The sequence below is a fragment of the Micromonospora acroterricola genome, assembly GCF_003172955.1.
GTDB classification, from domain to species: Bacteria; Actinomycetota; Actinomycetes; order Mycobacteriales; family Micromonosporaceae; genus Micromonospora; species Micromonospora acroterricola.
Window position 1 is genome coordinate 1 of the sequence record NZ_QGKR01000112.1, and the last position, 13986, is coordinate 13986.

12 protein-coding genes and 1 pseudogene are annotated in these 13986 nt (G+C 72.8%); 6 read left to right on the forward strand and 7 right to left on the reverse strand.

Annotated elements, in window-relative coordinates:
- Positions 1-295, forward strand: a pseudogene (locus tag DKT68_RS03640) (tetratricopeptide repeat protein); the annotation flags it as partial.
- Positions 296-332: 37 nt separating this feature from the next.
- Here the strand turns inward: DKT68_RS03640 and DKT68_RS03645 are convergent.
- Together DKT68_RS03645 and DKT68_RS03650 are read right to left on the reverse strand one after the other, a co-directional pair.
- Positions 333-1730 carry an ATP-binding protein gene (locus tag DKT68_RS03645; RefSeq protein ID WP_109816024.1) on the reverse strand — a complete coding sequence of 466 codons (1398 nt, stop codon included), beginning with the start codon at positions 1728-1730 and terminating at the stop codon, positions 333-335.
- Positions 1731-1885: 155 nt separating this feature from the next.
- Positions 1886-2542: a response regulator transcription factor gene (locus tag DKT68_RS03650; RefSeq protein WP_109816014.1), complete on the reverse strand. Its 657-nt coding sequence runs from the start codon at positions 2540-2542 to the stop codon at positions 1886-1888.
- Positions 2543-2637: 95 nt separating this feature from the next.
- Here DKT68_RS03650 and DKT68_RS03655 point away from each other — a divergent pair, with 95 nt between their 5' ends.
- Positions 2638-3753, forward strand: a complete 1116-nt coding sequence (locus tag DKT68_RS03655; protein ID WP_109816015.1) for a LolA family protein — start codon at positions 2638-2640, stop codon at positions 3751-3753.
- Positions 3754-3827: 74 nt separating this feature from the next.
- Here DKT68_RS03655 and DKT68_RS03660 read toward each other — a convergent pair whose 3' ends face one another.
- Positions 3828-4463 carry an SGNH/GDSL hydrolase family protein gene (locus DKT68_RS03660; protein WP_109816016.1) on the reverse strand — a complete coding sequence of 212 codons (636 nt, stop codon included), beginning with the start codon at positions 4461-4463 and terminating at the stop codon, positions 3828-3830.
- 145 nt (positions 4464-4608) lie between these two features.
- Here DKT68_RS03660 and DKT68_RS03665 point away from each other — a divergent pair, with 145 nt between their 5' ends.
- Complete coding sequence (locus DKT68_RS03665) at positions 4609-6903, forward strand: HelD family protein (protein ID WP_109816017.1); 2295 nt, start codon at positions 4609-4611, stop codon at positions 6901-6903.
- Positions 6904-6963: 60 nt separating this feature from the next.
- Here DKT68_RS03665 and DKT68_RS03670 read toward each other — a convergent pair whose 3' ends face one another.
- Positions 6964-7383, reverse strand: coding sequence for a hypothetical protein (locus tag DKT68_RS03670; protein ID WP_109816025.1), 420 nt, complete (start codon positions 7381-7383; stop codon positions 6964-6966).
- Positions 7384-7575: 192 nt separating this feature from the next.
- On the opposite strand from DKT68_RS03670, the gene DKT68_RS03675 reads away from it, so the two are divergent.
- Together DKT68_RS03675 and DKT68_RS03685 are read left to right on the forward strand one after the other, a co-directional pair.
- Positions 7576-9618, forward strand: coding sequence for a glycerophosphodiester phosphodiesterase family protein (locus DKT68_RS03675; RefSeq protein WP_109816018.1), 2043 nt, complete (start codon positions 7576-7578; stop codon positions 9616-9618).
- Between the two features lie 271 nt (positions 9619-9889).
- On the forward strand, positions 9890-10174 hold the full coding sequence (locus tag DKT68_RS03685; RefSeq protein ID WP_407940689.1) for a hypothetical protein: 285 nt from the start codon (positions 9890-9892) through the stop codon (positions 10172-10174).
- 71 nt (positions 10175-10245) lie between these two features.
- Here DKT68_RS03685 and DKT68_RS03690 read toward each other — a convergent pair whose 3' ends face one another.
- The 3 genes from DKT68_RS03690 to DKT68_RS03700 all read right to left on the reverse strand — a co-directional run bounded on the left by DKT68_RS03690 (position 10246) and on the right by DKT68_RS03700 (position 13071).
- Positions 10246-11196 carry a sporulation protein gene (locus tag DKT68_RS03690; RefSeq protein ID WP_109816020.1) on the reverse strand — a complete coding sequence of 317 codons (951 nt, stop codon included), beginning with the start codon at positions 11194-11196 and terminating at the stop codon, positions 10246-10248.
- Positions 11197-11338: 142 nt separating this feature from the next.
- Positions 11339-12121, reverse strand: coding sequence for an ABC transporter permease (locus DKT68_RS03695; RefSeq protein ID WP_109816021.1), 783 nt, complete (start codon positions 12119-12121; stop codon positions 11339-11341).
- Entirely contained in the window at positions 12118-13071 is a 954-nt protein-coding gene (locus DKT68_RS03700; RefSeq protein ID WP_109816022.1) for an ATP-binding cassette domain-containing protein, read from the reverse strand. The genes DKT68_RS03695 and DKT68_RS03700 overlap by 4 nt, the downstream gene beginning before the upstream one ends.
- Before the next feature lie 43 nt (positions 13072-13114).
- On the opposite strand from DKT68_RS03700, the gene DKT68_RS03705 reads away from it, so the two are divergent.
- Positions 13115-13849: a TetR/AcrR family transcriptional regulator gene (locus DKT68_RS03705; protein ID WP_109816023.1), complete on the forward strand. Its 735-nt coding sequence runs from the start codon at positions 13115-13117 to the stop codon at positions 13847-13849.
- Positions 13850-13986: the final 137 nt, after the last annotated feature.

Sequence of the window (13986 nt, forward strand, 5' to 3'; positions counted from 1 at the left end):
GGCCGCGCCGCCCGCGGCCGCACCGGGCACCCCGCCGGGCGCGGTGACCCTGCGCGACAACCGGGACAACATCGCCCTGCGCTGGACGTACCCGGCTGGCGGCGAGGGGCCGGTCATCGTCTCCGCGGGCCGCGCCGGGCAGGGCAAGAACGCCATCGCCACGCTGCCCGCCGGCGCCACCAGCTTCGTCGTCTACGCGCTGAACCGCGCCAACGACTACTGCTTCACGGTGGCCGTCGTCTGGTCCACCGACACCGTCGCCAGCGCCGACCAGGTCTGCACCCGCCGCCGCTGAACCTGCAACGGCCGCAGGGCCCCGGCACGGTGACGCATCAGCCTGCTGGCCACATCCCCTGCGGGCCCTCTGCATCAGCTGTCGGTTCCTGGCCCTCGGTCGGCAACGCCGGCAGCAGCAGACGCACCCGGAGCCCCGGGCGGTCCTCCGGGTCGGCGAGGCTGATGCTGCCGCCGGCCCGGCGGACCAGCTCCCACACGATGGCCAGGCCCAGACCGGCGCCGCCGTCGTCGCGACCCCGCCCGTCGTCCAGCCGGGTGAACCGGCCGAAGACCCGCTCCCGGTCGGCCACCGGGATCCCCGGGCCGTCGTCGGTCACCGTCACCAGGTGGTACGCCCCGTCCCGCTGCCGGTCCGGTGCCGCCTCGGCCGTGAGCACGACACTGCCGTACGCGTGCCGGACCGCGTTGTCGACGAGGTTGGCCAGCACCCGGCGCAGCTCGTCGGCGTTCCCGCCGGTCCAGAGCGGGCCCGGCGGCGGCGCCACCCGCACCGGCGGCGACGGGTAGCGGGCGGCGACCTCGGTCAGGAGCGCGCCCAGCTCCACCGGCCCGGTCCCCCGGGCCGGTGGCGTCTCGTCGAGGCGGGCCAGCAGCAGCAGGTCGTCGACCAGCCGGCTCAGCCGGTCGGTGTCGGCGAGCAGGTTCGCGGTCACCGCCGTCCAGTCCGTCCTCTCGGCGAGGCGCTGGGCCACCTCCAGCTCGGTCCGGATGTTGGTCAGCGGGCTGCGCAGCTCGTGTGCCGCATCGGAGACGAACGCCCGCTGCCGGGCGCGGCCGGACTCCAACCGGCCCAACATCCCGTTGAGGGTGACCGCCAACCGATGGATCTCGTCGGCCGAGGCGGGCACCGGCAGACGCCCCGTGCCGGCCCGTCCGGTGATCTCCTCGGCGCCCCGGCGCAGCGCCTCCACCGGCCGCAGGGTCGCGCCCACCACCCGCCACGCCACGCCGGCCAGCACCGCCACCAGCAGCGGGAACGCCACCAGCAGGATCGTCCGGGCCACGTGCGTGCTGTGCCGCACGTCGGCCATCGAGCGGGCGACCAGCACGGTGAGCGGATCGGCCGCGGTGCCGGCGGGCACGGCGACCACCCGGACCGGACCGACGAGCCCGACCCGCTCCGCCGGCACCTCCAGGCGTTGCCGGCGGTCGCGGTCCAGCCGCTCGGGGCGGACCATCGGGACCAGCCGGTCCGCGTCGATCGAGGCGGCCCGGATCCTCCCCTGGGCGTCGATCACCTGGACGCGGACCTGACCGCCCGCCACCGGCAACGGGTCGGGCAGCGCGTCCTCGGCGGCGAGCAGAGCGACCGCGTCCGCGGTCCGGAACGCCTCGGTGTCCACCGTGCGCTGGAGCACGTAGCCGAGCGCGCCGAGCAACACCACCCCGCCCAGGGCGAGCCCCACGGTGAGGCCGAACACCCCGATCGCCATGAGCCGGCCGCGCAGCCCGAGCACCGGCAGCCGGTTGCGCCAGGGCCGGCCGGCGCGCGACCGACCGGCCGCGCCGACCGGCCCGGCGGCGGTCGCCGCGGTGGCTGCGGTGGCGGGCGGCACGCCGGTCGTCAGGTCGGCCGGCACATCGGTGCTCACGTCGCCAGCCGGTAGCCGGCGCCCCGGACCGTCTCCAATCGGTCCCTGCCGAGCTTGCGACGCAGGTAGCCGACGTACACCTCGACCGCGTTCGGCGCCGTCTCCACGCTCGCGTCCCAGACGTGGTCCAGCAACTCGACCTTGGAGACCACCTGGCCGGGCCGGCGCATCAGGTAGTCCAGCAACGCGAACTCCCGCGCGGTCAGCGCCACCTCGGCGTCCGCCCGGGTCACCCGCCGCCGGGCCGGGTCCAGCCGCAGGTCGCCGACCGCCAGCACCGCCGGGCGTTCCGGGGCGCCCCGGCGCAGCAGCGCCCGCAGGCGAGCCAGCAGCACGACGTACGAGAAGGGCTTGGTGAGATAGTCGTCGGCGCCGCAGTCCAGCCCGTCGGCCTGGTCGTACTCGCCGTCCTTGGCGGAGAGCATCAGCACCGGCAGCCAGTGCTGCTCGGCGCGCAGGCGCCGGACCAGCTCGTAGCCGGAGAGGCCGGGCAACATGACGTCGAGGATCATGGCGTCGTACCCGCCGTGCCGTGCGGCGTCCCACCCGGCGGGGCCGGTCGCCGCCACGTCCACGGCGAACCCCTCCGCCTGAAGTCCGCGTTGCAGCGCAGCCGCCAACCGGGCCTCGTCCTCCACCACCAGCAACCGCACGGGTCAAGGGTGCCACCTGGGTCAATCCCGGCGGATCGGCGTCCTCAGCGTGTTCACAGCGCCGACCGGGCAGGATGGTCGCAGGAGGTGCCCACATGTCCGTTCTGAGAAGTCGTCCCGTCCTGCGCTGGCTGGTCCCGGCGACCGCCGCCGTCGCCGTCATCGGCGGCGGTGCGGCGGTCGGCACATTCGCGGCCGAAGCCGAGCCGAGCCTGCCGCCGCGTACCGCCGCCCAGCTCCTTGTCGACCTGCAGACCTCCCGACTGGAGGGGCTGTCCGGCACGGTCGTGCAGCGGGCCGACCTCGGCCTGCCGCCGCTGGTCGGGCTGGTCCCCGGCAACGACCTGACCACCCTGTTGACCGGCACGCACACCCTGCGGGTCTGGTACTCCGGCCCGGAGCGGCAGCGCGTCGCGCTCCTGGACACCCTCGGCGAGCGGGACGTCATCCGCAACGGCCGGGACCTGTGGACGTGGGAGAGCCGCACCAACACCGCCAGCCACCACACCCTGGGTGACGCCGGGGCGGCGGAGAAGCCGGCGCCCGAGGCGGCGCCGAGCATGCCGGCCACCCCGCAGGAGGCGGCCGACCTGGCGTTGCGCGCGATCGACCCGAGCACCGAGGTCAGCGTCGGCCGTTCGGCCACGGTCGCCGGCCGGGACGCGTACGAGCTGGTGCTCCAGCCGCGCGACCGCGAGTCGCTGGTGCACCAGCTGCGGATCGCCATCGACGCCGAGCAGCACGTGCCGCTGCGCTTCGAGGTGCTCGCCAAGGGCAGTGACCAGCCGGCGGTCGAGGTGGCCTTCACCCAGGTCGACTACCGGCGACCGGACGCCGACCAGTTCACGTTCAACCCGCCGCCCGGGGTGACCGTCTCCGAGGAGTCGGCCAAGCGGTCGCCCGCGGGCCGGCCCGACCACTCCGCCCCGACCGGTGATCCGCAGGTACGCGCCGTGGGCGAGGGCTGGACCACGGTGCTGGTCGCCCGCCTCGACGGGGCCACCGCGGGCAAGCCGGCCGACGGCAAGCCGGCCGGTGCTCCGGACGCGGACGTGTCGAAGCTGCTCGGCGGGCTGACGGCGGTCAGCGGTGACTGGGGCAGCGGTCGCCTGCTCACGGGCAAGCTGTTCAGTGTGCTGGTCACCGACGACGGCCGGGTGCTCGCCGGCGCGGTCACCCCGGAGCGGCTCTACCAGGCTGCTCGCGGCTGATCTCTCGGTGTTGTCGCGCCGGGTCGACCATCGGTCGGCCCGGCGCGCCGTCGTATCCGGCGCAGCCAAGCCGGTCAGACAGCGGCGGTCGCGCCGAGGGCGGTGAGGAACGCGTCGGCGAGCACCGCGTGGCCGGGCAGGTGCGGATGCACCCGGTCGTCGGCCCAGCGCTTCGCCGGGCTGACCGCGAGCACCCGGTCGAACGCCGCCTGGGTGGGAACGTGCACCGCGTCGAACTCGGCGGCCAGCGCGGCCACCACGGCGGCGTACCGGTCGGTGTCGGCGCGCTGCGGGTCGCCGCGGTCCGCCTCGATCAGGAACGGGTCGCCGAGGATCAGCCGGCAGCCGGTGGCGTCCACGGCACGCCGGAGCAGGTCCCGCAGGGTGTGCTCGTACTCGTCGATCGGGACGGCCTCGTCCGGCCGGTCGCCGTAGCGCCGCCAGATGTCGTTGATGCCGATCATCACCGAGAGCCAGTCCGGGTGCTCGGCGATGGCGTCGTCCTCCCAGCGGGCGGCGAGGTGTCGGACGGTGTCGCCGCTGACGCCCCGGTTGACCCACTCCACGTCCAGCTCGGGGTGGCGGGCGCCGACCAGGGCGCGGACCAGGCTGACGTAGCCGGCGCCGTAGGGCGCGGCGGTGTCCCGCCGGCCGCAGTCGGTGATGCTGTCGCCGATGAAGACCAGCCGTTGCCCGGTCCGCAGGATCATCCGCCACCTCGCGATCACCGGGCGCGTCGACCCGGCCGGCTTGGTCGGGACCGGCGGGACGCGCTATCTTCAACAATTCGAGGGCACAAAAAAGAACGGCTCAAAAGCCGTTCCTGCAAGAGATTCTAATCTTTAGGGAGACGGCTTGTCAAGGCACTCCGGCGGTTCCGGCGAATTGCCGCTCGACGACGAGATCGGCCGCGAGCAGGAGTACGTCTCGATGCTCTACGACCGGCTGGACGGGCTGCGTGAGCAGGCCGCCGACCGGCTCGCCGGCGAGCTGCGCAGCACCGGCGGCACCCTGCAGGACCGCTCCCAGCGCGACAGCTCGGTACGGATGTACGCCGAGCAGGTCGAGCAGTTCTCCGCCGTGGAGAACGGCCTCTGCTTCGGCCGGCTCGACGGTGATGACGACAGCCGGCACTACATCGGCCGAATCGGGATCTTCGACACCAGCGGCGACTACGACCCGTTGCTGATGGACTGGCGGGCACCCGCCGCCCGCCCGTTCTACCTCGCCACCGCCGCCAACCCGCAGGGCGTGCGTCGCCGCCGGCACCTGCGTACCCGCCAGCGCAAGGTGACCGGGCTCAACGACGAGGTGCTCGACATCGACAGCGCCGCCCCGGACGCCCACGAGGAGCTGACCGGAGAGGCGTCCCTGCTCGCCGCGCTCAACGCCGGCCGGACCGGCCGGATGCGCGACATCGTGGAGACCATCCAGGCCGAGCAGGACCGGATCATCCGCGCCGACCTGCCCGGGGTGATGGTGGTGCAGGGCGGTCCGGGCACCGGCAAGACGGCGGTCGCGTTGCACCGGGCCGCGTACCTGCTCTACACGCACCGGCGGGAGCTGTCGAGCAAGGGCGTGCTGCTGGTCGGCCCGAACGCGACCTTCCTGCGCTACATCTCCCAGGTGCTGCCCACGCTGGCCGAGACGGGCGTGCTGCTGCGTACCCAGGGCGACCTCTTCCCCGGCGTGAGCGCCCAGCGCGCCGAGCCCGCCGAGACCGCCGCGCTCAAGGGCCGGGCGGTGCTGGCCGAGGTGCTGGCGCTGGCCGTGCGCGACCGGCAATGGGTGCCGGACGAGCCGCTGGAGATCGAGGTGGAACGGGAGGCGCTGACCCTCGACCCGGAGACCGTGCGCTTCGCCCGGGACCGGGTGCTCCGCACCGACCGGCCACACAACCTGGCCCGCGCGCTCTTCGACGTGGAGATCGTGCACGCCCTCGCCGACCAGGTGGCCGAACGGATCGGCGCCGACCCGCTGGGCGGGGACAACCTGCTCGACGAGGCCGACCGGGCCGAGATCCGCCGGGAGCTGCGCGACGAACCGGAGATCCGGGCCACCCTCGACCGGCTCTGGCCCGTGCTCACCCCGCAACGCCTGCTCGGCGACCTGTACGCCGACCCGGCCCGGATCGCCACCGCTGCCCCGATGCTCACCGACGACGAGCGGGCGATGCTGCACCGCGAGCCGGGTGGTTGGACGCCGGCCGACGTACCGCTGCTCGACGAGGCCGCCGAGCTGCTCGGCGAGGACGAGCGCGCCGCCGCCGCCCGCCGCGAGCGGATCCGCAGGCTGGAACGGGAGTACGCCGAGGGCGTGCTGGAGATCGCGCGGGGTTCCCGCTCGATCGACGTCGAGGACGAGGCCGACGGCGGTGAGATCCTCGGCGTGACCGACCTCATCGACGCGGACCGGCTGCTGGAACGGCAGGAGGAGTCCGATCGGCTGACCACCGCCCAGCGTGCCGCCGCCGACCGGACCTGGGCGTTCGGCCACGTGATCGTGGACGAGGCGCAGGAGCTCTCCCCGATGGCCTGGCGGCTGCTGATGCGCCGCTGCCCGAGCCGGTCGATGACGATCGTCGGCGACGTGGCGCAGACCGGCGCGCTCTCCGGCACGCCCTCCTGGGCGGACGCCCTCGCCCCGTACGTAGCGCAGCGGTGGCGGTTGACCGAGCTGACGGTCAGCTACCGCACGCCGGCCGAGATCATGGCGGTCGCCGCCGACGTGCTGGCCGAGATCGACCCGGAGCTGCGGCCGCCGCGCTCGGTGCGGGAGAGCGGCGTACCGCCGTGGGACCGGACGGTGCCCGACGGGCGGTTGGCGGCGGAGCTGGTGGAGGCGGCCACCCGGGAGGCGGCCGGGCTGGTCGACGGGCGGCTCGGCGTGATCGTGCCGGCCGGCCGGGTCGACGCGCTGGGCGCGGCGGTGGTCGCCGCGCTGCCGGAGGCCGCCGTGGGCGAGCATCCGGAGCTGGAGAGCCGCGTGGTGGTGCTGACCGTCGCGCAGGCCAAGGGCCTGGAGTTCGACTCGGTGCTGGTGGTCGACCCGGAGCGGATGGTGGCGGAGTCGCCGCGCGGGCGCAGCGACCTGTACGTCGCGCTCACCCGCGCCACCCAACGCCTCGGCATCCTGCGCCCCGGCCACTGACCCGAAGGCCGCGCCGCCCCCACCGATCGCCGGTCGGTGGGGGCGGGCTCGCGCTCCCGGTCAGTCGCTGGACGTGTCGCGAATGGACTTGGCCGGCCCGGTGGCGGAGGTCGACTGGTCACTGGTGCTGCCGCCCATCGGCGTGCCCAGGCCACCGGTGGTGGCATCACCGGTGGTGGTCGGCGCCACCTTGCCCGGGTGCCGCTCGGGCTGCCGGGCGACGCGACGCACGCTCGCCGGGCCGGCGGTGCCGCCGGTGGTGGTCACCGCGCCCTGCCCCCTGGTGGGGCCACCGTCCCGCAGCACCTGCGGGTCGACCCGTTCGTGCGCCGGGTCGAGCGGGTCGTCGCGCTGGATCTGGCTCTGCACGTCGGTAGGGGGCACCGTCACCTCGTCGAGAGCGCCCTCGCCGTACACGCCGCCAGCGATCCGGTCCTCGGCCTGGCGGGCGGCGTCCTGCCGCATGTCGTCCTCACGCACGTTCATCACCTCGCAGAAGATCTCGGATCTGTCTGCGTGCCCGGTCACCGGCCGGCCAAACCCATCGTGACCGGGAGGTCGTCCACCCTGGTTCACCGTCGCGCCGTCCGCCGGCCGCCTGCCGGCCGTCCCCGATGTCCATGCTGTCCGGCGACCGGTGGGAGACGCCCGCCGGCAGGAGGGGATGACAGCGTGCGCACAGTACGCCGTACCGCCGTCGCGGCCCTGGTGGCCGCGACGGTGACGACCGGGCTCGCGGTGCCCGCCCAGGCGAAGCCGCGACCGGACCGGACATTCGACGTGCAGGCCCACCGCGGCGGCCTCGGGCTGCGGGTGGAGAACACCCTCGCCTCCTTCGGAAACGCCCTCCAGCTCGGGGTGAGCACCCTGGAACTGGACGTGCAGATCACCGAGGACGGCCAGGCCGTGGTCACCCACGACCGGAAGGTCACCGGCACCAAGTGCGTCGACACCACGCCGGTGACGCCCGGCGACCCGGAGTTCCCGTACGTCGGGAAGTACGTCAACACGCTCAGCCTGGCCCAGGTGCGCACCCTCGACTGCGGGTCGAGGACGCTGGCGGACAAGCCCGGCCAGCTCGCCGTGCCGGGCGCCCGGATGCCGCTGCTGCGTGAGGTGTTCGCGCTGGTCAACCGGTACCAGGCGAAGGACGTGAAGCTGAACGTCGAGACCAAGGTGGAGGCCGGCGCACCGGCCGAGACGGCGCCGCGTGAGCAGTTCGTCCGGGTCACCGCGGCCGAGATCCGCGCCGCCGGGCTGCTCGGGCAGGTGACCGTCCAGAGCTTCGACTGGGGCGCGCTGATGCGGATGCGCCAGGTCGAGCCGAAGCTCCCCCTGGTCGCCCTGACCAACTACGACTTCCTCCAGACCGGTCAGGCGGGCGCGTCGCCGTGGCTCGGCGGGCTGGACATCGACGACTTCGGCGGCGACCCGATCCGGGCGATCCGCAGCTTCGGCGCCAGCGCCTTCTCCCCCGTGCACGGCTCCCCCCAGAACGGCACGGTCACCGACCCCGGCTACAAGCCGTACGTGACCCGGGAGATGGTCGCCGAGGCGCACCGCTACGGCATCAAGGTGATCCCGTGGACGGTCGACGACCTGCCGACCATGGCCAAGCTCATCGACGACGGCGTGGACGGCATCATCACCGACTACCCGGACCGGCTGCGCGGCCTGCTGGCGCAGCGCGGCTACCGGCTGCCGAGGGCGTACGCGGCGCCGTTCGACATCCAGGCGCACCGCGGCGGTCGGGCCACCCGGCCGGAGAACACCCTGCCGGCATTCGCCAACGCGCTCGCCAACCGGGCGATCTCCACGCTGGAGCTGGACACCGGCGTGACCGCCGACGGGCAGCTCGTGGTGCTGCACGACCGCACCGTCAACGGCTCGCACTGCGTCGACACCGCCCCGGTCCGCCCCGGCGACCGGCAGTTCCCGTACGTGGGCAAGCCGGTGCACCAGCTGACGCTGGCGCAGCTCAAGACCGTGGACTGCGGCACGAAGACGCTGCCCGAGCTGCCCGCGCAGGTGCCGGCGCCGGGTGCCCGGATTCCCACCCTGGACGAGGTCTTCGCCCTGGTGAAGGCCAGTGGCCGCGATGACATCGGCATGAACATCGAGACGAAGATCAGCCCGGTGGTGAACGACACCGAGCCGTACCGCAGCTTCACCCGCAAGCTGGTCGGCGCGATCCAGGGGGCCGGTTTCACCCGCCGGGCCACCATCCAGTCGTTCGACTGGCGCACCATCACCTACGCGCGAGAGCTCGACCGGCGAATCGGCACGGTGGGCCTGGTCTGGCAGTACGGCCCGGCCGAGTGCGTCACCCTCGCCGACGAGTGCTCGCTGGAGGCCGTGTACGGCGATCCGTCGGTCAGGAGCCCGTGGACGGGTGGACTGGACTGGTGGACGTACCAGGACCTGGGCAAGCTGACCCGGGCGGCGGGCGCCGGCACGGTGTCGGCGAACTGGCAGGTGCACGACCCCCACCAGGGCACGGTGGCCTCGCCCGACTGGTACCTGCGGGAGAACCCGGCGTACTTCCATGGACCGGACGTACGCACCCTCCAGACCCGGTACGACCTGAAGGTGATCCCGTACACCGTTGACGACGCAGGGGTGATGCAACGGGTCATCGACCTCGGTGTCGACGGCATCATCACCGACGACCCGGACCTGCTGGTGAGTGTCGCTATCCGCAACGGCCTGCGCTGACGCGCTGACCGCCCGACCGCCGGCCGGCATTTTTCCGGCCGGCGGTCGTGTTACCTGCTCAGTGGCCTCGGGTAGTCGGGGGGCGTCCCCGCCGTGAAGACGAACCGCGCCGTGACCGAAACGCGGTAGCGGGGCGAGGGAATGCAGGTACGACTCATCGCATCCTGAGGAGGACCAGATGAGCACGCAGGCTGCTTCCACCAGGCCGATGAACCGGCCGACGTCCGACCCGCAGAACCCGGCTTCGATGCAGGACACGCAGACCCGACAGATGCCGGTGATGAACGACGGGCGTCGGAACGACATGCAGGCACCCGGTACGGAGACCAAGCAGGCGTTCAAGACCACCGAGTTCTGGATCTACCTGATCGCGGTGGCCGCTGTTCTGGGCGCCTCGCAGGTGGTCGGTAGGAACTCCGCCGGAGTGGACATCTTCCGGGCCGACAACGCCTGGTTCATGATCACCCTGCTGACGCTGGGTTACCTCGGTAGCCGAGGCCTGGCCAAGGCCGGCAGCAACTGGCGCAGCGGTGAGGAGCGCAAGGCCCGGCACTGACCGGGCGCGGTCTCACACCGCACGGTGGCCTCCGGGAGAATCTCCCGGAGGCCACCGTGGCTTGTGGACGACTACTCGTCGAAGCCGCCGAAGTCCCCGCCCATGTCGCCCTCGAAGGCGTCCTCGATCATCTCGCCGGCGACCATGCCGCCCGCGACGCCGAGCGCCGCCCCGGCGACCATGCCGCCCATCCCGTGCCCGCGGCCGTGGCCGCGGCCCGGCCCGAAGCCCTGGGAGCGCAGGCTGCCGTAGCGGGAGGTGGTCTCGCGCAGCCAGCCGTCGACGACCTGCGCCCAGTCGACGCGGTCGACGTCGGCGTGCGACACCTGGTAGCGGCCGAACGCGTCGTGCCCGGCGCTGAGGAAGCCGCCCCGCTTGTCGCACTCCAGGATCACGTCCACGCCGCGCTGGCTGGTCACGAAGGTCAGCTCGACCTCCCGGATCGTCTGCGCGTACTGCGGCGAGGCGAAGAACTCGATCTCCTGGTAGAACGGCAGCGTCTGCTGGACGCCCCGGATGCGACCGCGCTCCAGGTCCGCGTGCTTGAAGCGGAAGCCGAGCCGCTGGAACGCCTCCAGGATCCGCTCGTGCACCGGCAGCGGGTGCACGGCCACCTGGTCCAGGTCGCTCTTGTCCACGGCACGGGCCACCGCGAGCTCCGTACGCAGGCCCATCGTCATGCCGTGCAGGCGCTGGCCGTACACGTCGGTGATCGGGGTCTCCCACGGCACCGGCAGCTGGAACGGGATGGAGAGCTGCTGCTTGGGCGCGAGCTGGAGCGGGCCGCTGACCGCCATGCGGTGGAACTCCATGGTGCCCGCGTACTCCGTGTCGTGTCCCTCGACCTCGACCCGGGTGACCAGACCGATCACCACCTGCTCGATGGCCGCCGGGCTGTCACCGCCGAGGAGGTTGACCTGCCCGTCGAGGGTCAGGCCGGGTCGGGTGTTGGGGTTGGTCAGCACGGTGTCCACGCTGGGACCACCGACGCCGAACGCGCTCAACATCTTCTTGAAGACCATCGGAACTCCTGTGCGACAGCCGACCGCTCCAGGATGGAGTCGGACGTTGGCTCGGAGGCACCTTATCCAGGGGCCCTGTGAGGTGGCTGTGAAGTGCGCGTGGTAGCCACGCCCTGTTGTCACTCAGGAGCGCTCCGTCATGTCAGCGGCTCCCGTTTCGCCGGAACAGCACCCCGGAGGCGACCACGCCGACCACCAGGAACCCGGCGGCCCAGGCGAGCGCGGCCGGGGCCCACCCGCTGACCGGACCACCCACCAGCAGCCCGCGGATCGTCTCGACCAGCGGCGTCATCGGCTGGTTGCGGGCGAAGCCCTGGAGGAAGTCGGGCATCGTCTCCGGCGGCACGAACGCGCTGCTCACGTACGGCAGGAACAGCACCACGAAGGAGAACGCGCCGGCCGCCTCCGCGTTCGACACCAGCAGGCCGAACGCGGCCGACAGGGCGGAGATCCCGGACATGAGCAGAGCCAGCACGCCCAGCAGCGCCACCCAGTCGAGCACCGAGGCCGTCGGGCGGAAGCCGAGCAGCACCGACACCGCCACGACGATGGCCGTCGAGACCAGGTTGCGCGCCACGCTGGCGACGATGTGCCCGACCAGCACCGCCGAGCCGAGGACCGGCAGCGAACGGAGGCGGGCGATCATGCCCGTCGTCATGTCCTGGTTGACCCCGACGCCGGTGGACGCCGAGCCGAAGGCCGCGCAAATCAGCACGATCCCCGGCACCACATAGGTCAGATAGCGCGTGCCGGTCTCGATCGCGCCACCGAAGACGTAGACGAACGCGAGCAGCATCAGCACCGGCAGCACGATCGCGGTGATGAGAGCGTCCACGCTGCGGACCGAGCGTCGCAGGCCACGGCCGACCAGCGCGCTCACGTCGACGAGCACGCCGGGTACCCGGGTCAGCTCGGGGGCGGTCATCGGATCACCGCCATGGCCGGCGCCTGCTCGGTCAGCGCGAGGAACACCTCGTCGAGGGTGGGCCGGTGCAACGCAAGCCGCCGCACCTCGACGCCCTCAGCGTGCAGCAGGCCGAGCAGGTCCCGCACCGCCGACGCGCTGCCGTCGGTGGGGACGTGGACGGACAGCGTCTCGGCGTCCTCCCGGGCGCCTACCGCATTCCGGGCGAGCAGCATCAGGGCGCTGGCGAGCACGTCGGTGTCGGCCAGGAAGAGCTGCGCCGTCTCACCGCCGATCCGGGCCTTGAGCTGCTCGGCGGTCCCCTCGGCGGCGACCCGGCCACCGTGCAGCACGGTGATCTGGTCCGCCAGCCGGTCCGCCTCCTCCAGGTACTGCGTGGTCAGCAGGACCGTGACGCCGGCGGCGGCCAGCTCCGCGATCGAGCCCCAGACGTCGCGGCGGCTGCGCGGGTCCAGCCCGGTGGTCGGCTCGTCGAGGAACAGGACCCGAGGCTCGACGACGAGGCTCAGCGCGATGTCCAGGCGGCGGGCCATCCCGCCCGAATAGGTGGAGACCCGCCGCCTGCCGGCCGCCGTCAACTCGAAGCGGTCGAGCAGCTCGTCGGCTCGGGCCCGCGCCGAGGCGCCGGTCAGGTGGCGCAGCCGGCCCATCAGGATCAGGTTCTCCCGGCCGGTCAGCATCTCGTCGACGGCCGCGTACTGCCCGGTGAGGCTGATCGAGCGGCGGACCGCCGCCGGCGCGGAGACGACGTCGTGCCCGGCCACCACGGCCCGGCCGCCGTCCGGGCGCAGCAGCGTGGAGAGCACCTTGACGGCCGTCGTCTTGCCGGCGCCGTTCGGCCCCAGCAGGGCCGCGACGCTGCCGCGTTCGACCCGCAGGTCAACACCATCGAGTACGGCGACATCGCCGAACCGCTTCGTGAGTGATTCAAGTTCGACTGTGTATGCCATATACGGAGTGTATGCCATACACCAGGTATAGGATCAAGCCCTGATGGAACGCGCGATGTCACCGCTCGAAGCGGTCTGGTCGGCCAAGCCCTCCGCTGAACCACGGGAGGGGCTGTCGCTCACGCGCATCGTCAACACCGCCATCGAGATCGCCAACACCGACGGCCTCGGCGCCGTGTCGATGAGCCGGGTCGCCAAGAGCCTCGGGTTCACCACGATGTCGCTCTACCGGCATGTGGGGAGCAAGGAAGAGCTGGTCCTGCACATGCAGGAGGCCGCCGTCGGCCCCCCACCCGCGGACCTGGTCACGGGCCAGGGCTGGCGGGCGGACCTGGAACGCTGGTCGTGGACCGTCGTGCGCAAGTTCCGCCGCCACCCGTGGCTCCTGCAGACGCTGACGATGTTCGGCCCGCCCGCCACGCCGCACCAACTCAGCTGGCTCGATCACGGGCTCCGCGCACTGGGCCCGACGCCGCTCGACGAGAACGAGAAGGTGGCGGCCATCCTGCTCGTCCAGGCCCACAGCTTTGCCGACCTGACGTTCCACGCGGCCGGTGCGGCCACCGCGACCGACGACACCGACCCGTACGAGACGCTCTTCACCCGCGTCATCGATCCAACGCGGTTCCCCGCGCTGATGGCAGCGTTCACCGGCGGCGGCTTCGCCTCCACCGACGACCCCGAGGCCGACCGGGACTGGCTGTACCAGTTCGGCCTGCAACGGATCCTCGACGGCGTCCAGGTCCTCGTCGAGCAACGCCTCTCCGGGGAAGGCTGACCCCTCCGAGGCCGCCGTCGGGCAACGAATGTCGATACGGCGCCCCGCCAGCGACCCGGCGGGGCACCCGGCACACCCTTTGGAGCTGATGTCGTCAACGACTCAGCCACCGCTCCCACACCCCACCAGACCACCCG

Coding starts and splice junctions, on each gene's coding strand:
- DKT68_RS03645 (WP_109816024.1), bottom strand. CDS start 1,730: ATGGCGATCGGGGTGTTCGGCCTCACCGTGGGGCTCGCCCTGGGCGGG.
- DKT68_RS03655 (WP_109816015.1), top strand. CDS start 2,638: ATGTCCGTTCTGAGAAGTCGTCCCGTCCTGCGCTGGCTGGTCCCGGCG.
- DKT68_RS03690 (WP_109816020.1), bottom strand. CDS start 11,196: ATGGTCTTCAAGAAGATGTTGAGCGCGTTCGGCGTCGGTGGTCCCAGC.
- DKT68_RS03660 (WP_109816016.1), bottom strand. CDS start 4,463: ATGATCCTGCGGACCGGGCAACGGCTGGTCTTCATCGGCGACAGCATC.
- DKT68_RS03705 (WP_109816023.1), top strand. CDS start 13,115: ATGGAACGCGCGATGTCACCGCTCGAAGCGGTCTGGTCGGCCAAGCCC.
- DKT68_RS03695 (WP_109816021.1), bottom strand. CDS start 12,121: ATGACCGCCCCCGAGCTGACCCGGGTACCCGGCGTGCTCGTCGACGTG.
- DKT68_RS03685 (WP_407940689.1), top strand. CDS start 9,890: ATGCCGGTGATGAACGACGGGCGTCGGAACGACATGCAGGCACCCGGT.
- DKT68_RS03700 (WP_109816022.1), bottom strand. CDS start 13,071: ATGGCATACACAGTCGAACTTGAATCACTCACGAAGCGGTTCGGCGAT.